The 18,880-nt window shown below is 66.4% G+C and carries 23 protein-coding genes and 1 pseudogene; 15 read left to right on the top strand and 9 right to left on the bottom strand.

Annotated features, from left to right (window positions below; translation table 11 throughout):
* The first annotated feature begins 12 nt into the window (after positions 1–12).
* Positions 13–351: an MmcQ/YjbR family DNA-binding protein gene (locus tag ACFWPX_RS25575; RefSeq protein WP_378920714.1), complete on the top strand. Its 339-nt coding sequence runs from the start codon at positions 13–15 to the stop codon at positions 349–351.
* A gap of 15 nt (positions 352–366) precedes the next feature.
* Here the strand turns inward: ACFWPX_RS25575 and ACFWPX_RS25570 are convergent, their stop codons facing one another.
* Positions 367–798, bottom strand: a complete 432-nt coding sequence (locus ACFWPX_RS25570) for a hypothetical protein (RefSeq protein WP_378920713.1) — start codon at positions 796–798, stop codon at positions 367–369.
* Between the two features lie 87 nt (positions 799–885).
* On the opposite strand from ACFWPX_RS25570, the gene ACFWPX_RS25565 reads away from it, so the two are divergent.
* Complete coding sequence (locus tag ACFWPX_RS25565) at positions 886–1,428, top strand: YaeQ family protein (protein ID WP_378929695.1); 543 nt, start codon at positions 886–888, stop codon at positions 1,426–1,428.
* Between the two features lie 100 nt (positions 1,429–1,528).
* Positions 1,529–2,431, top strand: coding sequence for an alpha/beta hydrolase fold domain-containing protein (locus ACFWPX_RS25560; RefSeq protein WP_378929693.1), 903 nt, complete (start codon positions 1,529–1,531; stop codon positions 2,429–2,431).
* Positions 2,432–2,437: 6 nt separating this feature from the next.
* Here ACFWPX_RS25560 and ACFWPX_RS25555 read toward each other — a convergent pair whose 3' ends face one another.
* The gene (locus ACFWPX_RS25555; protein WP_378920707.1) at positions 2,438–3,019 is read right to left on the bottom strand and encodes a TetR/AcrR family transcriptional regulator; all 582 of its coding nucleotides are present in this window, start codon (positions 3,017–3,019) and stop codon (positions 2,438–2,440) included.
* Positions 3,020–3,108: 89 nt separating this feature from the next.
* Here ACFWPX_RS25555 and ACFWPX_RS25550 point away from each other — a divergent pair, with 89 nt between their 5' ends.
* Positions 3,109–4,146: a beta-ketoacyl-ACP synthase 3 gene (locus tag ACFWPX_RS25550; RefSeq protein ID WP_378929691.1), complete on the top strand. Its 1,038-nt coding sequence runs from the start codon at positions 3,109–3,111 to the stop codon at positions 4,144–4,146.
* Here the strand turns inward: ACFWPX_RS25550 and ACFWPX_RS25545 are convergent.
* The 4 genes from ACFWPX_RS25545 to ACFWPX_RS25530 all read right to left on the bottom strand — a co-directional run bounded on the left by ACFWPX_RS25545 (position 4,143) and on the right by ACFWPX_RS25530 (position 6,083).
* Positions 4,143–4,655 carry a DUF1990 family protein gene (locus ACFWPX_RS25545; RefSeq protein WP_378929689.1) on the bottom strand — a complete coding sequence of 171 codons (513 nt, stop codon included), beginning with the start codon at positions 4,653–4,655 and terminating at the stop codon, positions 4,143–4,145. The genes ACFWPX_RS25550 and ACFWPX_RS25545 overlap by 4 nt on opposite strands.
* A 28-nt stretch (positions 4,656–4,683) precedes the next feature.
* Positions 4,684–5,013: a hypothetical protein gene (locus ACFWPX_RS25540; protein ID WP_378920701.1), complete on the bottom strand. Its 330-nt coding sequence runs from the start codon at positions 5,011–5,013 to the stop codon at positions 4,684–4,686.
* Positions 5,014–5,168: 155 nt separating this feature from the next.
* Entirely contained in the window at positions 5,169–5,750 is a 582-nt protein-coding gene (locus ACFWPX_RS25535) for a TerD family protein (protein WP_378920699.1), read from the bottom strand.
* A gap of 54 nt (positions 5,751–5,804) precedes the next feature.
* Positions 5,805–6,083, bottom strand: a complete 279-nt coding sequence (locus ACFWPX_RS25530) for a hypothetical protein (protein ID WP_378920697.1) — start codon at positions 6,081–6,083, stop codon at positions 5,805–5,807.
* Between the two features lie 385 nt (positions 6,084–6,468).
* On the opposite strand from ACFWPX_RS25530, the gene ACFWPX_RS25525 reads away from it, so the two are divergent.
* The 9 genes and pseudogenes from ACFWPX_RS25525 to ACFWPX_RS25485 all read left to right on the top strand — a co-directional run.
* Positions 6,469–7,509 carry an acetyl-CoA carboxylase biotin carboxylase subunit family protein gene (locus ACFWPX_RS25525; RefSeq protein ID WP_378929687.1) on the top strand — a complete coding sequence of 347 codons (1,041 nt, stop codon included), beginning with the start codon at positions 6,469–6,471 and terminating at the stop codon, positions 7,507–7,509.
* Between the two features lie 39 nt (positions 7,510–7,548).
* Positions 7,549–9,555, top strand: a complete 2,007-nt coding sequence (locus ACFWPX_RS25520) for a hypothetical protein (RefSeq protein WP_378929685.1) — start codon at positions 7,549–7,551, stop codon at positions 9,553–9,555.
* An 81-nt stretch (positions 9,556–9,636) separates the two neighbouring features.
* Positions 9,637–10,212: a TerD family protein gene (locus ACFWPX_RS25515; RefSeq protein ID WP_378929683.1), complete on the top strand. Its 576-nt coding sequence runs from the start codon at positions 9,637–9,639 to the stop codon at positions 10,210–10,212.
* A gap of 142 nt (positions 10,213–10,354) precedes the next feature.
* Complete coding sequence (locus tag ACFWPX_RS25510; RefSeq protein ID WP_378920689.1) at positions 10,355–10,753, top strand: nuclear transport factor 2 family protein; 399 nt, start codon at positions 10,355–10,357, stop codon at positions 10,751–10,753.
* A gap of 127 nt (positions 10,754–10,880) precedes the next feature.
* Entirely contained in the window at positions 10,881–11,255 is a 375-nt protein-coding gene (locus ACFWPX_RS25505) for an SHOCT domain-containing protein (RefSeq protein ID WP_378920687.1), read from the top strand.
* Positions 11,256–11,310: 55 nt separating this feature from the next.
* A complete protein-coding gene (locus tag ACFWPX_RS25500; RefSeq protein ID WP_378929681.1) occupies positions 11,311–13,206 on the top strand; it encodes an alkyl/aryl-sulfatase in 1,896 nt (631 codons plus the stop codon).
* A gap of 51 nt (positions 13,207–13,257) precedes the next feature.
* Positions 13,258–14,433, top strand: coding sequence for a SulP family inorganic anion transporter (locus tag ACFWPX_RS25495; protein ID WP_378929679.1), 1,176 nt, complete (start codon positions 13,258–13,260; stop codon positions 14,431–14,433).
* Positions 14,430–14,666, top strand: coding sequence for a hypothetical protein (locus ACFWPX_RS25490; protein WP_378929677.1), 237 nt, complete (start codon positions 14,430–14,432; stop codon positions 14,664–14,666). Before ACFWPX_RS25495 ends, ACFWPX_RS25490 begins: the two co-directional genes overlap by 4 nt.
* Positions 14,667–14,676: 10 nt before the next feature.
* Positions 14,677–15,123 (top strand): annotated as a pseudogene (locus ACFWPX_RS25485) (DUF389 domain-containing protein); the annotation flags it as partial.
* 92 nt (positions 15,124–15,215) lie between these two features.
* On the opposite strand, the gene ACFWPX_RS25480 reads toward ACFWPX_RS25485, so the two are convergent.
* Positions 15,216–15,524: an SHOCT domain-containing protein gene (locus ACFWPX_RS25480; RefSeq protein WP_378929676.1), complete on the bottom strand. Its 309-nt coding sequence runs from the start codon at positions 15,522–15,524 to the stop codon at positions 15,216–15,218.
* Between the two features lie 13 nt (positions 15,525–15,537).
* Positions 15,538–15,960 (bottom strand): DUF6325 family protein, encoded by a 423-nt coding sequence (locus ACFWPX_RS25475; protein ID WP_378920679.1) that lies wholly within the window; start codon positions 15,958–15,960, stop codon positions 15,538–15,540.
* A 188-nt stretch (positions 15,961–16,148) separates the two neighbouring features.
* On the opposite strand from ACFWPX_RS25475, the gene ACFWPX_RS25470 reads away from it, so the two are divergent.
* A complete protein-coding gene (locus ACFWPX_RS25470; protein ID WP_378929674.1) occupies positions 16,149–16,772 on the top strand; it encodes a DUF4203 domain-containing protein in 624 nt (207 codons plus the stop codon).
* On the opposite strand, the gene ACFWPX_RS25465 is transcribed toward ACFWPX_RS25470, so the two are convergent.
* Positions 16,769–17,800 (bottom strand): AraC family transcriptional regulator, encoded by a 1,032-nt coding sequence (locus ACFWPX_RS25465; RefSeq protein WP_378929672.1) that lies wholly within the window; start codon positions 17,798–17,800, stop codon positions 16,769–16,771. The two genes, ACFWPX_RS25470 and ACFWPX_RS25465, sit on opposite strands and share 4 nt — an antisense overlap.
* Before the next feature lie 108 nt (positions 17,801–17,908).
* Between ACFWPX_RS25465 and ACFWPX_RS25460 the strand changes: the two genes are divergently transcribed.
* Positions 17,909–18,880, top strand: coding sequence for a quinone oxidoreductase family protein (locus ACFWPX_RS25460; protein ID WP_378929670.1), 972 nt, complete (start codon positions 17,909–17,911; stop codon positions 18,878–18,880).

Genomic DNA, 18,880 nt, shown 5'->3' with positions numbered 1-18,880 from the left:
AGGATGTAGAGCATGAATGTCACTGGGGATGACGTCCGCGCCTTCGTCCTGTCGCTACCGCAGACGACAGAGCAATTCGCCTGGGGCATGCCCATTTTCAAGGTCGCGGGCAAGCTGTTCCTCACCCTGCCGGAGGAGGAGACCTCGATGGCGGTGCGCTGCCCGATCGTCGAACGCGACGAGCTGGTACTGGCCGAGCCCGCCAAGTTCTGGATCGCCTCACACGAGGCGGGCAACCCCTGGGTCCGGGTCCGCTTGACCGCCCTCGACGACCGCGAGGAACTGGAAGCCATCATCACCGACTCCTGGCGCCAGGCGGCCCCGCGGTCCTTGCTGGACGCGGACCAGTGAGCACTGGGCCGTGGGTTACAGCACCGGCGTGATCGTGGCCTCGATCGTTTGGATGGAGTCCACCGGGATGACGAAGGTCTCGGTGATCTCCACGGTGGTCAGGCGGATGTCGGCCACTCCGGTGTCGAGGAGGTAGTGGGTGGTGACCGTGTCGCCGGATTCGGACATGGTGAGGTCGCGAATGCCTTGGATCACGCGGTACTGGAGGCCGTTCTCCAAGTCGGCGCTCAGTTGCGGGCCCGAGTAGCCGGTTTGGAAGCCGACCTCGACGCGGGTGGCGTCGGGGGCGAAGGGGACCGCGCTCGCGTCGTGGGATACCAGGGCGTCGAGGTAGGCGCGGGCAATGGCCTGGCGGGGTGAGTCGGCCGCATTCGGTTCTGCCGCAGCGGTTGCCGTGCCGAGTGCGAGGAAAACGGCGGCCAGAGTCGAAACGTGAGTGATTCTCATGTAAGGATGCTGGCGGTCCGGACCGGTAAGTGCAACCGGGTGCTCGCGAGTAGTCGAGGTCGCGGGCCCGGTAGGGTCGGAGCTCCTATGGCACTCAGCGCAACACTGCACAACTTCGCCGTTCAGCTCGCCGATGTGGATCGGGGGGTGTACGAGGATCTCGAATTGCGGGTGGCTCGGCATCCGTCGGAGACGCTGGAGTACATGGTCACGCGGATCCTCGCGTACTGCTTGCAGTACGAGGAGGGGATCGTGTTCAGCGAGGGTGGGATTTCGGCTACCGACGAGCCCGCGGTGCAGGTTCGGGACATGACCGGGCGGACTACCGCGTGGATCGAAGTGGGCGCGCCCGACGCGGATCGTATTCATCGTGGGAGCAAACTCGCTGGTCGTGCGGCGGTGTACACCCATCGCGACCCGGCGAAGGTACTCGCGCAGTACGCGGGCAAGAAGATTCACAACGCGGCGCAGATCCCGCTGTTCAGTTTCGATCGCGCGTTCATCGATGAGGCGGCGGGATTGGTCGACCGTCGCAATACCGCCACCCTTTCGGTCACCGAGGGTGTGCTCTATCTGGACCTCAACGGCACCAGCTTGCGGACCGATGTCACCGAGCAACCCCTCGGCTGACGCCGACACGGAGTAGCTTGGCTGGCACCGGCCACGCTCGGCCCGAGCGCTTCGACTGTGCCGGTCTCGTTGTCGAGTGGAGGTCGCGGTGCCCGGTGTGATGAGTCGGTTCGTGATTCCGGGATTCCTGCGGGTGACCCGGCGCAACCGGAACTACATCGATGCCGAGCTGGCCAGGGCATACGTGCGCGAGCGCGGACTGCGGCCCGTCGCCTACGGTCCACCGCGCAAACTGCGTGGTGTCGAGATCTCGGTGGAGCACGACCGTGGCTGGCCGATCTACACGCTGACTCCGTCGGACGGGATCTCCCGCGGCGGCCTCGTGTACGCGCACGGCGGCGGCTGGGTGGGCGAAATCGCTTCGCAACATTGGCAACTCGCGGCCCGCATCGCCGCGCAGACCCACCTCGTCGTGACGGTCCCGATCTATCCGCTGATCCCCTTCGGCACCGCCGCCCAGGTGATTCCCCGTTTCGCCGAACTGGTCATGTCAGCCCACGAGCGCTACGGCCCAACGTTCCTCGCCGGCGACTCCGCGGGCGGTCAGATCGCGCTGTCCACGGCGTTGTCTCTGCGCGACGCCGGGCACATCGTCCCCCGCACGATGCTGATCTCGCCGGCTCTCGACCTCACCCTCGAAAATCCCGACATCGACGCGGTGCTCCCTCGGGACCCGTGGCTGGGCAGGGACGGCGGCCTGGTGTTCGGCAGGATGTGGAGCGGCGAACTCTCGATGAAAGACCCCCTGGTCAGCCCGCTGTTCGGCGACCTCGGCGGGCTGGGCCCGATCACCGTGTTCACCGGTACCGACGACATCCTCAACCCCGACGCCCGCCTACTGGCGGCGAAGGCGCGCACGGCGGGCGTCGACCTCGACTATCTCGAAGAGCCCGGACTCGTGCACGTCTACCCGCTGACTCCCAGCGCCGAAGGCGCGACGGCCCGGCGCCGGATCATCACCACTCTGCGCGCCGAACTCGATGCGGCGCACAGCATTTCGTGAGAAGAATCAGCGCTCGGACAGGTGCACGTTGAACAGGATCGTCAGCTGAGTGACCGCCTGGTCGAACGGGTGTGACGACTTGAGCGCGCGGCTGTGCACGATCGTGCCCTCGATGGTGGTGAGCAAGAAACCGGCCAGCGACACCGCGGTCGCGCGTTCGATCCCGGTGGCGACGATCCCGTCGGCCAGCCGAGCGGTCCATTCGGCGAAGGCCTGGCCCGCGATGGACTGGACGGCGGGGTCGAGTTCGTCGAGGGCGGCCGCCATCATGAACGAGCCCGCGGCGTAGTCGGACTTTTCCAGCGGGATCCGCCAGAAGGCGAGCAGGTCGGTGAGCCACTGCTGGGCCGACGGCGCGGTCTGGAGGGCGTCGGCCATCGCGCTCACGTGCGAGTACACCAGACGCGCCACGATCCGTGCCGCCGTCTGCACCAATTCGCCCTTGCCGGAAGGGAAGTGCTGATACAGCGAGTTACGTGAAGTTCTGCTGCGCTTGAGTAGTTCACTCAGTGCGGCCGCGTGGACGCCGTGCTCCTGGACGGTGCTGATGGTGTGCTCGATGAGGCGGGCGCGGGGTCCGGCTGCCATCCGATCTACTCCTAGCCCTTGATTGAACCGATCGGTTCATGTTAGACCTATTCCTACGTGAACCGATCGGTTCATATGGAGAGGATGCCATGCCCACCCCCATTGCCACCGCGGTTCCGGTCACCCACGCGGGAATTCTCGGCCTCGGCGTGTACCGCCCGCGCCGTGTCGTGCCCAATTCCGAGATCATCGACGCGATCGAGTCGTCGGACGAATGGATCAAGACCCGGTCCGGGATCGCCGCCCGGCACTGGGCCGAGCCCGACGAGACGATCGTCTCGATGAGTGTCGCGGCCGCGCGTGACGCGCTCACGGCGGCGGGGGTGAGCGCCGAGCAGGTCGATGCGGTCGTGCTGGCGACGTCGTCGCAGATGGTGCTCGGTCCATCGGCGGGCGCGGTGGTGGCGACCGAACTCGGCATGCACGACACGGCCGCCTTCGACATCTCCGCGGGCTGCGCGGGCTTCTGCTACGCGTTGGCCGATGCGGCGAATCTGGTGCGCTCGGGTCAGGCGCGGCAGGTGCTGGTGATCGGGGTGGAGCGATTGTCGGATCTGCTCGACACCACCGATCGCGGGTGCGCGTTCATCTTCGCCGACGGTGCCGGTGCGGTCGTCGTCGGCGCGGCCGAGCAGGAGGGGATCGGCCCGGTCGCGTGGGGTTCGGATGGCTCGCGCACCTCGGCGATCAAGCAGGACAAGGACTTTCTGGAGTACTTCGCCGAAGTCGCCGCGGCCGAGGCCAGCGGCGGCACAACGCAGCGCCCGTACATCCGGATGAACGGCACCGAGGTATTCCGCTGGGCTGTCACGTTTTTGGAGAAGGCCTGTCGTGACGCGCTCGACCGCGCGGGGCTCACGGCCGCCGACCTCGACGCGTTCGTCCCGCACCAGGCCAATATCCGCATCACCGACGCGCTGGTCCGCACCCTCGGCCTGCCCGAGACCGTCGCCATCGCGCGCGACATCATCGAAACCGGCAACACCAGCGCCGCTTCCATTCCGATGGCCATGGAACAACTCGTGCGCTCCGGGGCGGCCAGCCCCGGCGACACCGCGCTGCTGCTCGGCTTCGGTGCCGGTCTGGCGTATGCGGGCCAGGTCGTTCATCTGCCCCCGATCGCCTAGTGCACCAGCGCGCGCAGATATCGGCGACGGAAGAAGCGTTGCGCGAGAAGAAGTATCGGAAAGGTGAATCGCCATAGTCCGGTCGGTGCGGGTCTGGTCAGCGAGCGAAGGGTGAGCGATACGGCGCCGGTCGAATCCCGGTGTACGACAAAGGCTTCCTCGCCGCTGACCGGATGGCCGGGCAAGGTGCCGTAGGCGAAGCCGCACCGGTTCTCGGTGTCGACCACCGCGACCACCCGAACCGGCTCGTGGACCGAGACCGGTCCCCATCCCGCGCTGATCCGGTACTTCGCATCCGTCGATACCGCACCATCGGGAGTGACGCGAAAGCCGCTGCGGCGCTTGATGCCCCACCGCAGCACGGCCTCGGAAGCGGCGGCCCACGTCGGCTCGCCGTGGCCGATCACCACCGTGGTGTCGAACCGGCGGAACCCGGGGTATTCGCCGGTCCAGATCTCGTCGGCGGGGCTGGTCGCGCCGGCCGAGGCGTAGGTGAGTCCCTCGTACATGAGGGTGACGATAGGCGCCGTCAGGTCGTCATGCGTTGGCCTTCTCGCGCAGCGACCGCTCGGTCACCGGTACCGCGTAGGCCGCGCCGTCGCGGATGCCGAATTCGAAGCGGCAGGGGAACAGTGAGGGTAGTCCGGTCGCGCGTAGGTCGAAGTTCGCGGCGAGGGTTTGCATGGCCCAGTTCTGCAGCGAGTCGGGGAGCTGCAGGGTGGTGCCGTCGACGCAGCACACGTAGGCGTGGGTCTGTTCTCCGTCGACGGGAAGTGGGTTGCGCAGACCGACCGCGCCGATTTCCAGAATTCGTCCGGCGTTGTGGGAAGTAGCGACGCTCGGCAAATCCAACTCGATGTCGTCCATGCGAAAAACCGTATCGCAGCAACTATTCAGGGAACACCGAAATCGCGTGGACTTGACGAACTTCGCTGATGTCGCAAATGTGTGAAACGGCGAGGTCGTCCCCCGCGCCGCGGCGGAGCTCGGCGCGGTGCGCGCCGGGCCCTGCCGCCACGGTGTCAGCCGATCGCGAAGCGCAGCAACGCCTGGCGATCGCCCTGCTTGATCTTGCCCTTGCGGTCGAGGACCTCCAGCTGCCACACCGGACCGTTGCGGAAGGTCCGCGCGATCGCATTGGCGTTGTCCGCGCCGAGCAGTGACGGCCAGATGTCGGCGACGGGTTGGGTATCGCCACCGGTGGCGTCGTAGATCTTGAACGAGACGTTGTTCGCCTTCTCGAAGGAGCTGCCCTTCTTGAACGCGACGGCGACGAAGACGATGGAGTCGATGGCAGGGGGAACATTGCCGAAGGTGACGTGTACGGTCTCGTCGTCGCCCACGGCCGCACCGGTCTGCTCGTCGCCGGTGTGCAGCACCGAGCCGTTGCCGAGCGGGTCGAGCGAATCCAGACCGGCGAACCGCACCGGCTCACCGCCTTGGAACAGCACGGCGATCAGATCCAGGTCGACACCGCGCTTGCGCCGGGCCATTCCGAGAATTCCACCGCTGGCACCCGCCGACGGATCCCAGCTCACCCCCACGCTCATCTTGGTGATACCGGCGAGATCGGCCGCGCCGTCTTCCTTCTTGAGAGTAATCACGATTTTCAGGCTACGGACTTCGCTCGCCACGTGCAGGACGAGACAATTCGGTCGTCAGCCCGAATGCGTCGCGAGGTAGACGAGCGCGGTCACCGCCAGCGCCACCGCGCCGAGGATCCCGCCCGCGATCGTGTCGGCGCGGTTGGTGGCCACGCCGTTCTCGATGCGATCCCAGCCGACGATCGCGGCCGCCACGGCCCCGATACCGGCTGGGGCGGCGACGAACTCGCTGACAACGGGGATGAACGAGACCGCGCAGGCGATGATGCCGAGCACCAACGCCGCGAGGCCGGCACCGTTGCGTGGCGGCGGCAAGGTCTCGGGACCGGGCATGCCCTGAGCGTAGTCGCACCGGGGGGCCGGTGCTGGTCGCGCCGGTCGCAAGCCCCTCGGTCACAGCTTTGTCATGGTTGGATGCCCAGGGGCCGGGTACCCCATTGAAATAGCAGCCCTGCAGGGATTCATTCAGGGTCCTGATTTCGGGGCTGTGGAGTTCGAGGAGGGATAAGGTTTGTCGATTTCAGCTGACGAATCGAAAAGTCGAAACCCGGACAAAGGCTATGTAGCTCTGCTCGGCTGGAGTTTGAACGCCGTCGAGGCGGTTGATCGGTTCGATCGCCGCTATATTGTGGTCGCGCCCGAATGGGCGCAAAGTTATTGCACAGAGCACAACATTCCCTATATCCCCTGGGATTTCGAGCGGCTCAACGATCGTTCGATGGAGATCGCGGAGACCCTGAAGGAAAAGGGGGTCGACGTCGCCATTCCGATCTTCGAGGAGACGGTGGAATGGGCAGGCGCGATCAACTCCGTCCTGCTCGACAATCCACGGCTGCTCGGGCAGTCCATGCTCCTGCGCGACAAGTCGTTGATGAAGCGGCGCGCGCAGCTCGGCGGTATCCGGGTCGGCATCTTCGAAGAGGCGCACGAGCGCGACGACGTGATCCGATTCCTGAAGCGGGTCAATCAAACCCTCCTGAAACTCGACGGTGATCCCAACGATCCGATTCACCTCAAGGCGTTCGACAAGGCGGGCTGCCTCGGTCACCGGATCATCCGGACCCCCGACGAGGTCGACACGATCCCCGACGACGAGTTCCCGATGCTGATGGAATCGCACCTGGACGGCTGGGAGTTCGCGGTCGAGGCGTGGGTCCACAACGGCCGCATCTGCTTTCTGAACATCTCGGAGTACGTGACGCTCGGATATTCGGTGTTCGTGCCCGCGACGCCGGAACTGGAGAAGTACCGGCCCGAGATCACCCGGCAGGTCGAGAAGCTGATCAAGACCTTCGACATCGAATTCGGTTTCATTCATCCCGAGTACTTCGTCACCAGCGACGGTGAGATGTATTTCGGCGAAGTCGCGTACCGGCCGCCGGGTTTCAAGGTGTTCGAGCTGCTGGAACGGACCTACGGTTTCAACGCCTACCATGCGCTGGTGCTGGCCTTCGACCCGAAATCCACCGCCGAGGAGATCGACGCCTTCTTCCCGAAGGAAGTGGTTGATGCCACCGGTCACGCGGGGTGCTTCGGCGTGTATCCGCGTCGGCGCGTGGTCAGCCGACTATCCGTGCCGCCCGAGACCGAGGATCACGATTACTTCGACTCACACGAGCTCACCGCGCCCCAGGCCGAAAAGGTCACCAAACGGACCGCATTCGGTAATCACTGGGGTCTGCTCTATTTCTTCGGCGAAGACCCGTACACTCTGCGGGATCTGTTGAAGCGTCAAGAAGAGCTCGACTTCTATATTTGATCCGTTGCCAGGGGCAACGGTGGGCGAAGGGATCGGCGATTGAGTCCAGACGGCCACGACCCGGCGAGCCTGGACCGGCGCCTCGCCACGGTGGACCACGCCACGCAGTCCCTCGCGGACGCAGGCGATTTCGGTAAGCAGGTCAAACTGCCAAGGGTCATGGAATCGCTTCGGCGGGTGCTGTTGCTGCCCGGTGGGTGCGCCGCGGTGCGTGAACGCGCCGAAAAGCTGGAGACCGCGGGCCTGTTCCTCGGCACGGATTGGGCCCAGCCGCAGATCCTCATCCCGGCGCTGAGCACCGGCTCGTTGCGCAGCGCCAACGCCGACACCATGGTGCTGGAGGCGGTGAGTGATCTGCGGCTGCTCGCGGTCGCCAAGGGCGATTACGAGCATGCGCTGGTGTCGGCCGAACAGGCCGCGGATCATCTGTCGCAAGTACTCGCGGTGAATCTGTCGCTGCTGTTCTCCCCGCCCACCGAGGCAGAGCGGGAACAGCAGGGGCGGATGGCGCAGGTTTCGCGTGAACTGCTGCACTACCTCGTCGCCGAGGTCGGGTACGAGAAGGTGCTGGAGAACCTGGTCGACGAGATCTGGCGCATCCTGCGGCAGCGGCCCATCCAGGTCGACGGGGTCAAGCGGATGATCACCCAGATCGCCGTCGCCCGTGCCGATCCCGATGTGGATCTCGGTGCCAGTGGTCTCGGCGCCGACCGGCTGATCAGCAGTCTTTACGGCACCACCGAGGGGTGCCGGGAAGACCCCGGGGTCGAGATCTACCGCACGCGGCTGGAATCTATGGACGACAGCGCGTTGCAGTACGAGGCAACGGGATTCGCGCGGTCCATGCACGACACCGGGCTGGTCTCGCCGTATCACGCTGTGCTGCTTCGCTTTCTGCTCACCAAGGGCGAGTACCTGCTCGGCGAGGCGATGGGCCTGTCCAGCACCGGCCGCGACAGTCTGCTCTGCTATCACGAACTCGTGCGCAGTCTCATCGAGCAGGCTGTCCACGTCGAAACGGCGCAGTGCGTCTACGGGCTCACCTTGCTGCTCGAACGCGGCATCCTCTATCAGCCGCCGGTCGCGCCCGCGCTGTGGCGCCAACTGGCGCTTCGGCTTTCACCGCACTCGCGCCAGCGGCTGACCCGGGTGTTCGGGCCCGCACCGGATCCGCGCGCGTGGTTGTTGTCGGGGATGCTGTCGGTTCTCGGCCTGCCGCTGGGGATCGGGCAGGGCGACAACCCCACCTGTCAATCGGCGCGGGCACTGTCGATGTGGGCCTACAACGACCCCGACTATCTGCTGCAGACGGTGGTGTGGGCCGCGCGCGACGACGAGATCGTCATGCACTTCGAGGGGCAGCCGATCTCCTCGCGTGAGACCGGCGACGCGGAATCGACTGTGCTCCAACTGGATCTGGACCCGGTGTCGCTGCTGGTGGTTCCGCACCTGGACCGGATCTACGCGGAGATGGGTCGGCGTTGCCTCGGCCGTGACGGCGATCCACACCGCTGGATCAACCCGGAGTTCCACGGCTGGTGGTCCGGACGCGGGTTCCGGATCAATGTCGACGTGGCCACCGGCCACCTGACCGACCTCGACGAATTCCTGCGCCACTTCTACGCCGGCTACCACCCCTTCTACAACGGCAATCAGCCGGTGATCCATCCGCAGCCCGCCGGTATCGCCGTCACCGACAGTGCCGCCCGCTTCGTCGGCTGGCATGCCATCACCGTGCTCCGGGTCAGCCTCGACCCGCAGGACGTGATGCGGGTGTATTTCTACAACCCGAACAACGACAGCGGCCAGGACTGGGGCGATGGGGTCGTCGTCGGAACGGCCGGGCACGGTGAGCGTTTCGGCGAAGCGTCGCTGCCCTTCGAGCAATTCGCCTCGCGCCTCTACATCTTCCATTTCGACCCGCTAGAGCCGGGCGAGCTGGCCGCCGTCGATCGCGCCGAACTCGACCGGGTGATCGGCTACCTGCACCGCAGCTGGGGCGCCGATCGGGTGCCCGTGGAATCGGGTGCGGCCGAAGGGGATTGATCACAGCAAACGTTCAGAGTCGAACGCTAGGGTGTGGGCGTCGGTGCGCTTCGTGCCGCGATGATCAAGGGGAGTTTCGATATGGGTGTCAGCTTGTCCAAGGGCGGCAATGTCTCACTGACCAAGGCGGCGCCGAACCTCACCGCCGTCGCGGTCGGTCTCGGCTGGGATCTGCGGACCACCACCGGCACGGACTTCGACCTCGATGCCAGCGCCATCGGGCTCGGCGCCGACAAGAAGGTGGCGTCGAGCGGGCACTTCGTCTTCTTCAACAACCTGAAGTCGCCCGAGGGCGCGATCGAGCACGCGGGCGACAACACCACCGGTGCGGGCGACGGCGACGACGAGACGATCAACGTCGACCTGGCCAACACTCCGGCCACGATCGACTCCATCGTGTTCCCGGTCTCGATCTACGACGCGGCGAACCGCAGCCAGTCCTTCGGCCAGGTGCGCAACGCCTACATCCGCGTCCTCGACCGCAGCAACGGTGAGGAACTGGCTCGCTACGACCTCTCCGAGGACGCGTCCACCGAAACCGCCATGGTCTTCGGCGAGCTGTACCGCAACGGCGCCGAGTGGAAGTTCCGCGCCACCGGCCAGGGCTACGCCTCCGGCCTGGAAGGCATCGCCCGCGATTTCGGCGTCAACCTCTGATTCACCGAACAATGCCGGTCAGCTGCGCAAGTGCTCGAATATCTGGGCGATCACGCAGCTGACCAGCACGCACGCTCCACCACGCCGGACGGTCGTTCCATTCGTCCAAGACCGGGCGCACTGCCGGTTCTAGCGTTGGTTCATGACAACATCACGTCCCTCCTCAGACCGATCAGTCGATGACCACCTCCTCGCCGTGCTCGACGAGTGGCAGGTGGCGATTGTCGCCAATGACGCGGACCGGATCGGTTCGTACATGGCCGACGAATGGATCATGGTCTCCGAGAACGGCATAACCACGGCCGAGCAGTTCCTGGCATTCGTCCGGTCGGGCGACCTCACGCATTCGGCGATGGAGCGGGTCGGTGCACCCAGAATCCGCTACCACGGCGAGCTCGCCCTGCTGACGACGCGAATCACCAATACCGCCCACTACCAGGGCATTCGGTTCGACGCCGATGAATGGACCACCGACGCCTTCCGCCGCATCGACGGCCGATGGCGCTGCCTGCTGACCCAGATCACCACCACGAAGAAGTAGCGGGCGGTTGGGGCGGATTCACCCGATTCGGATGATGTGTGCGGCCGGATTCTTCGCCACGATGGCGGCACAGGCGCAATCGTGACACCGGCCGGTGCTCACGCATCACGGAAGCGAGGGTCGAATCATGTCGGTGTGGGACGTTCTCTGGGTCATCATTGTGAGCTTCTGCTTTGTCGCCTACCTGATGCTGATGTTCTACCTCCTCACCGATCTCTTCCGTGATCGGAACACCTCGGGCTGGGTGAAAGCGGTGTGGGTGGTGTGTTTGTTCCTGTTCCCGCTGCTCACCGGACTGGTGTATCTGATCGTCCGCGGCAGCGGAATGGCGGAACGGACCGCCGAGGCGCACAAGCAGGCACGCACGGAGACCGAGGATTACATCCGGCAGGCCGCGGGTACCAATTCCGCCGCCCAGATCGCCGACGGGAAGAAGCTGCTCGACGCCGGAGCCATCACCGAGGCGGAATTCCAGCAACTCAAGGCCAAGGCCCTCGCCTGACATCCGCGAACAACAACGCAATCCAGCGTCGCGCACAGATGGGAAGTGGGATCTGATGACCAGTCAGCAGGCCGCCTCGGCCAGCATCGAAGCCAACAACGAGACATCGTTGCGCACGCTGCCGTTCGGCGACACACAGGATTTCGCCGATGCCGAGCGTGGGTTCGTCGCTGCGCTGACACCCGGGGTGGTGAAGAACGCGGAGGGCAAGGTGGTGTGGAGCAGCGACGCGTTCGCGTTCCTCGACGGCGAGTGCCCGCCCACCGTGCACCCGAGTCTGTGGCGTCAGTCGAAACTGTGTGCGATGCAGGGCTTGTACGAGGTCACCGACGGCATCTATCAGATCCGCGGACTCGACCTGTCGAACATGACACTGGTCGAGGGCGATACCGGTGTGATCGTGATCGATCCGCTGATCTCGGTCGAGACGGCCGCCGCGGGACTCGCGCTGTATCGCGAGCATCGCGGTGACCGCCCGGTGACCGGCGTGATCTACACCCATTCCCACATCGACCATTTCGGCGGCGTCAAAGGCGTCACCACGCAAGACGATGTCGACGCGGGACGGTGCCCGGTCATCGCGCCGGTGGGGTTCGCCGAGCACGCGGTGGAAGAGAACGTGTACGCCGGTACCGCGATGGCCCGCCGGGCCGCCTACATGTACGGCGCGGCCCTGCCGCCCGGGCCGCTGGGTTCGGTCGGCGCCGGCCTGGGGCAGACGACCTCGATCGGTCAGCCGACCCTGATCACGCCGACGATCTCCATCGACCACACCGGCCAGACTGTGACCGTCGACGGGGTCGCCATCGAATTCCAGATGACGCCGGGTACCGAGGCGCCCTCGGAGATGAACTTCTACTTCCCCGATCGACGAGCACTGTGCATGGCCGAGAACGCCACCCACACCCTGCACAACCTGCTGACGTTGCGCGGCGCGCTGGTACGCGACCCGCACGTCTGGTCGAAATATCTCACCGAGGCGATCAACCGCTACGCGAGCCGCTCCGACGTGGTGTTCGCCTCCCATCACTGGCCGACCTGGGACACCGAGCGGCTCACCGAGTACCTCTCGATCCAGCGCGATCTCTACGGCTACCTGCACGACCAGACGCTGCGAGCACTCAACAAGGGCGCCACCGGTATCGAGATCGCCGAGGACATCCAGCTGCCACCGGCCCTGGCGAACTCGTGGTCCACCCACGGGTACTACGGCTCGGTCAGCCACAACGTCAAGGCGATCTACCAGCGGTACATGGGCTGGTTCGACGGCAATCCGGCCAACCTGTGGCAGCACACCCCGGTCGAGTCCGCACGCCGCCACCTGGAGTTCATGGGCGGTGCCGACGAGGCCGTCACCAAGGCGCGCAAGTCCTACGCCGACGGCGATTTCCGCTGGGTCGCGCAGGTGCTGAACTACGTGATCTTCGCCGACCCCGGCAATACCGAGGCCAAGGCGCTACAGGCCGACACGCTCGAACAGCTGGGCTACGGCTGCGAGAACGGCACCTGGCGCAACTTCTTCCTGATGGGCGCGTACGAATTGCGCAACGGCAGCGTCGGCACCCCGACGGTCACCGCCGCGCCGGACATCATGGCCGCGCTCTCCGCGGAGCAGGTATTCGACGCGATCGCGTTGCGGGTCGACGGTCCGCGGGCCTGGTCGGCCAGGATCGCACTCGACTGGAAGATCAAGGACACGGGAACCGTGCACCGCGCCCTGCTCCGCAACGGGGTGCTCGTGCATTTCGATGTCGAGGGCGACCTCGCGCCCGCCGACGCGGCGTTCACGCTCACGGAAGCCGACCTGCACGCGGCGCTGCTCGGCGGTGCGGATCTGAGCCAGATGATCGGCGACGGCCGTGTGGCGGTCGAAGGTGACCCCGCCGCGCTGGCCGAGCTGGTCGGCTATCTGGACGCCCCCGACCCGGATTTCGCGATCGTGACGCCCTGATCCACCGCGCAATCGCCGTGGAAGGTGATGCGATGGCGAGGCGGCGATCCGGTGGCTGAGGTCGTGCGGCGGGTCCGGCGCTGGTTCGCGACGGAGCGCATGTCGAAAGCCGATGTCGTCGCCGGGCTTCCGGGCGCGATCGGCGGAGTGCCGGACGGCATGGCGGCGGGTGTGCTCGCGGGGGTGAGCCCGGTGCACGGGCTCTACGCGAGCATGGCCGGGCGATTCTTCGGCGGGTTCGGCACGAGCACGCAGCTGATGGTGGTCACCACGACCAGCGCGTCCGCGTTGGCGGTGGGCTCGACTCTGACCGATGTCGAACCCGATCAGCGGTCGGGCGCCATCGTGATGTTGACGTTGGTCGCGGGCGCGATGATGATCGTCGCCGCGATCTTGCGGCTGGGCAAGTACACCCGGTTCGTCTCGCATTCGGTGATGACCGGGTTCCTGCTCGGTATCTCGGCCAACATCCTGTTCGGCCAGTTGCCGAGTCTGCTCGGTGCACCGGTGCAGGGGTCGATCGCGGTGGAGAAGGCGCTGCACGTGGTGCTGCATCCGCTGGACTTCGACTGGCGGGCCGCCGTTGTCGGCGTGCTCGCGATGATCGCGCTCATCGGGCTCTCGTACACGCGGCTGCGCGCGATCGCCGCCCTGTTCGCCTTGATCGTGCCGATGATCGTCGTGCTCGTTCTCGGCTGGAGCAATGTCGGCACGGTCGCCGACACGGGCGAGATTCCGACCGGGATCCCGTTGCCGCACCTGCCGGAATGGGGCGCGCTGTCGCCGTCGTTGGTCGCCGGGGCATTGGCGGTGACCGTGATCGTGCTGGTTCAGGGCGCCGGGGTGGCGGAGTCGGCGCCCAACCCCGGCGGTTCGCGGACCTCGGTCGATCGTGATTTCACCGCCCAGGGCATCGGCAACATCTTCGCCGGGTTGTTTCGCGGAATGCCGGTCGGTGGTTCGGTGGGGCAAACGGCCATCAACGCGTCCTCCGGTGCTCGCGGCCGCTGGGGCGGAATCTGGTCGGGGATCTGGATTCTGGTGATCCTGGTCGCGCTGGCGGGCGTGGTCGGCCGGGTGCCGCTGCCGACGCTCGCCGCGATTCTGATCGTCGCCGCCGCCCGTTCGATCGATCCGGACAGCGCACGCTACAGGCTGAGCTGCCCGACCCCGGCAGCGCGCACGACCCGGTCGTCATTCTGCGACTACGTGGGCGCACGAGCGTGAGCGCGACCTTCCTGCACGTGATCGGCGACTACGCCCGACGGCTGGACGCGCTCGGCGGCCGCCTCTACCTCAGCGGTGTCGACCCACGGATTCGCGACGTGTGGACCGACGATCTGCTGCACGCGCAAGGTCTGCACATCGAGTTCTTCCCGGCGACGAGCACGCTGGGCGAGTCCACACTGGCCGCTTACGCCGATGCCGAGGTTCGGATCCACCGCGAGCAGAGGTCGTGAAAGGAACGCCATGCTGAGCTTTCTGGTCCCGCAGGATCAACGTCGATCGCTGGACGAGCTGACCGACAAACTGGATCTGTCGGTGGGCCAGGTCGCGTCGAAGCGGTCGGCGTTCTGGATCATGCTGGTGATGTCGGCGGTGATCGCGATCTCGGGTGTCATCGGCGATTCCACCGCGACGGTGATCGGCGCGATGATCGTCGCGCCGTTGTCGATACCGATCCTGGGTGTCGCATTGGGCGTGGTGACCGGCCGTGGGCCGCTGCTCGGCCGGAGTCTGCTGCTGGTCGTGTCGGGGATCGTGGTGGTGGTCGCGCTCGGTTTCCTCTTCGCGCAGCTGCTGCCCAATCCGGTGAATGTCTTGTCCAACGCCCAGGTCGTCGGGCGGACCTCGCCGAAGCTGATGGATCTGACCGCGGCGATCGCGACCGGCCTGGTCGCGGCGATCGCGATCACCGCGTGCGGAGTTGCAGCGGAAGGTGAACGAGCTCGTCCCGTGGGACCCGAAGGTCGTCATCATCCACACGGTGGGCGGTCGCGTGCAGTAGCTCAGCTGAGCAGTTTGGCTTTCGCGGCGGCGAATTCGGCATCGGACAGCGCGCCGGCGGAATGTAGCTCGGCCAATTTGCCGAGCTGGGCAACGGTGTCACCGCCGCCGGCAGCGGTGGCGGCGGGCGGTGGGGGAGCCTGCGGCGGGGGTGCCTGCTGCTGGGCGTAGGCCTGTTGTTCGTCGGCCCGCCGCGCGGCGCGGCGGTTCACCGCGTTCGATGTCGCGGTGGCGGTACCGGCGACAACGGCCGTCCTGGCCACGGCGCCGAGTAGTCCTGGTCGCCCGATGCGACCCATCCGAAGTGGCATATCGGTTCCCTTCCTAGGCGAGGGCGAGCGCGGCGTCGACGGACTCGCGCGATACCTGCACGTGCAGCGCGACCTCGCCGTCGGCCGCGCGCACCGCGCCTGCCAGGCGCCGCGCCCACGTTTCCTCGAACACGATCACGACAGCGGTCGTTCCGGGTTCCATCGACGCGCGGACGACGTCGAGGTCGTCGTCGCTGACGAGGTCGATGTCGGCCGCCGTCAGACCGGTCAGACCCACCGCGGAGATGTCGTCGTCGATCTCGCGTTCGATGATGGCGCCCGAGTCGTCCATGGACAGCACGATCAGATCGAGCAGGGTGACAGTGCCCTTCGCGACGATCTCGGCCAGTGCCGCCGAGACGGATTCGTCGATCGCGGTGCCGGGAAAGGTGAGCACGAGGAACTCGACCGGTCCGAGCGTTACTGGTGATCCCATGGGCCGAATCATGCCGTCGGTGGGCCCTTGCTGCTTCACCCGATTCGGATGAAACAGGGGGCGTAGTTCACCCGGAAAGTGTGAGGCGCGCCGGGAACGGCCCTCTTATCGTCGTGTTATGGGCTGAAGAACCGTCGCCGCCGCACTGTCCGGGTCGTGATCGTGCTCGCCTGCCGAAAGGAAAGCAGATGAACGGCATACTGGTCGCCCTCGTCGGAGCGCTGTTGTGCTTCTACGGGATCCGCTCGGTCAACCTGGGCTTGCTCGCGATCGGGTTCGGTCTTGGCTGGCTGATCGCCGACCTGTTCAACGCGAATTTCTGGTGGCTGTTGCTGGTCGCGCTGATCGGGGCGGTCGCGGTCTGGGCCGTCACCTCGCTGATATTCCGGTTCGCCGCCTATTTCATCGGCGGTCTCACCGGCGCGATGATCGGCACCAAGCTGGCGACGGTCTTGCAGCCCGGCGACAAGAACTTCGCCTTGAGCATGATCGTCGCGCTCGCGATGTGTGTGGCGGGCGCGTTCCTTGCGCAGAAGTTCCGGGCCCGCGCGCTGCTGTGGTTGACCTCGATCGGCGGCGCGAGCATGGTCTGCAGCGGTGTCGCGCGGTTCAGCGACTCGCTGTCGTTCCTGCGCGACCCCGAACCCGGCTGGCAGCAGGTCACCGCCACCCTGGCCTGGGCGGGCCTGTCGATACTCGGCTGGATCACGCAGCGTCACCTTTTCGCCGAGAAGCTCGGCATCGAGCACCTGGTCGGCGACGACGACGCGCCGGACATGAGAAACCGCAACGGCGGCTGGCCGGCCAGCTAGGTGATCGGCTCGACGCCCGGTCGGACCGGGACCAGTGGGCGCTGCCGCCACTGGCGGGGGCTGACCCCGTACCTTGCGCTGAACCACCGCGAGAAATTGCTCACCGAGGAGAAACCGAGCAGATCGCCGACTTCGGTGAGGGAGTGACGGCGGTTGGCCACCATCCGTTCGGCCAGTGCGCCGCGGATATCGTCGACCATCGTGGTGAACGTCTTGCCGTCCTGCGCGAGCTTGCGGTGCACCGTGCGCCGATCGACCCCGAGGCTGCGAGCCACCTGCTCGACGGTGCAACGGCCCGTCGGCAACAGCAGTTCGACGAGTTCGCGGACCCGGTCGGCAACCGTGGCCTCCTGCGCGGGCGCCATCGCGCCGAGCAACTGCTGCGCGTAGGCGTGCAGGAGCGGGTCGGCCATCGCGTTCTCGGCATCGAGATCGCTACTGTAAGTGAGGATTCCGTCGAAATCCTGATCGAACTCCACGTGTGGGCCGAACATCTTGAGGTAAGTGGCACGGTCGCGCGGGGGCGGGTGGGAGAAGCACACCTGCATCGGCCGCCAGGTGGGTCCGGCGAACCCGCGCAGCAGTCCGTGCAGCACACCGGTGGTGAGTTCGACCGCCTGCCGGACCGGCGCGGGCCTGCCCACATCGACGCTCACCCGAATCGTGGCCATGCCGTTCGCCTCGACGATCTCGGTGTGCAGGGCCTCGTTGTACATGTGCTCGTGGCGCGCCAGCAGCCGTAGCGCACTGCGCACATCCGGCTCCTCGCGGATGACCAGGCTCAGCGGGCCGAGGTTGGAGAACCGTCGTAGCTGCGCCAACCGCAAACCGAAGTCCTCCCTGCCTGATTCGGCGGCGGAGCGTTCCAGGAGTTCGGCGACGGCCGCGGCCGGAATCCAGCGGTCCTGCGTGCCGAACCCGGCCGGATCGAGTCCGCAGTCGCGGATCAGCCGGGCCGGCTCCAGCCCGAGCGAGCGCGCCAGTTCGACGTAGTCGTTCAACGACGCGTACCTGGACAACGGCTTCATCCGGCACCTCCTTCATGTCCCGAAATGAATAGTCTTCTGTCCCGTGAGGGCAAGTATAGCGATGTGACGCTGCCTACAGTTATGTGCATCACATAGGAGGAGATGGACGTGGCACACGCAATTCGATTCGCTGAAACCGGTGGTCCCGACGTTATGCGGTGGCAGTCCACCGAGGTCGGTGAGCCGGGGCCCGGCGAGGTCCGTATCCGGCACGAGGCGGTCGGGCTCAACTTCGCCGACACGTATTTCCGCACCGGCCTGTATCCGGCAGCGTTGCCGGCGGGACTCGGCGTGGAGGGGGCAGGCGTCATCGAAGCCGTCGGCCCCGGCGTCGACTTCGCCGCGGGTGACCGCGTCACCTACACCGGCAGCCCGCTCGGCGCGTACAGCACCGAACGGATCATGCCCGCCGAGCACCTGATCGCCCTGCCAGAGGGCATCGCGTTCGACACCGCCGCCGCGACCACCATGCGCGGCCTGACCACCGCGTACCTGTTGCGCCGCATCCACCCGCTGCGCGCGGGCGACACGGTGCTGCTGCACGCCGCGGCGGGCGGGGTCGGCCAATTGTTCACCCAGTGGGCCGCGCTGCTCGGGGTCAGCGTGATCGGCACGGTCTCCAGCGAGGAGAAGGCAGAGGTCGCCCGCGCCAACGGCTGCGACCACGTGGTGATCTACACCCGCGAGGACGTCGCTACCCGGGTGCGCGAGATCACCGACGGCGCAGGCGTTCCCGTGGTCTACGACAGCATCGGCAAGACCACCTTCCAGTCCTCGATCGACTCCCTCGCCCGGCGCGGCCTGCTCGTGTGCTTCGGCACCGCCTCGGGTCCGGTGCCGCCGATCGAGGCGATGCAGCTGGCCGTGAAGGGCTCGCTGTTCGTCACCCGGCCCGCGCTCGCCGACTACATCGCCGACCCGGCCGAACGCGCCGAACTCGCGGGCGAACTGCACGACCACCTCACCGCGGGCCGTCTGCGGGTCGAGATCAACCAGCGCTACGAACTCGCGAACGCCGTGCAGGCGCATCGCGACCTCGAAGCGGGTCGCAGCGTCGGCGCGTCGGTCTTCGCGCTCTGA

The organism is Nocardia sp. NPDC058518, from assembly GCF_042719655.1.
In the GTDB taxonomy this organism is placed as follows: Bacteria; Actinomycetota; Actinomycetes; order Mycobacteriales; family Mycobacteriaceae; genus Nocardia.
The sequence above is the reverse complement of the archived record's forward strand: the minus strand, read 5'-3'. Positions and strand labels throughout refer to the sequence as shown.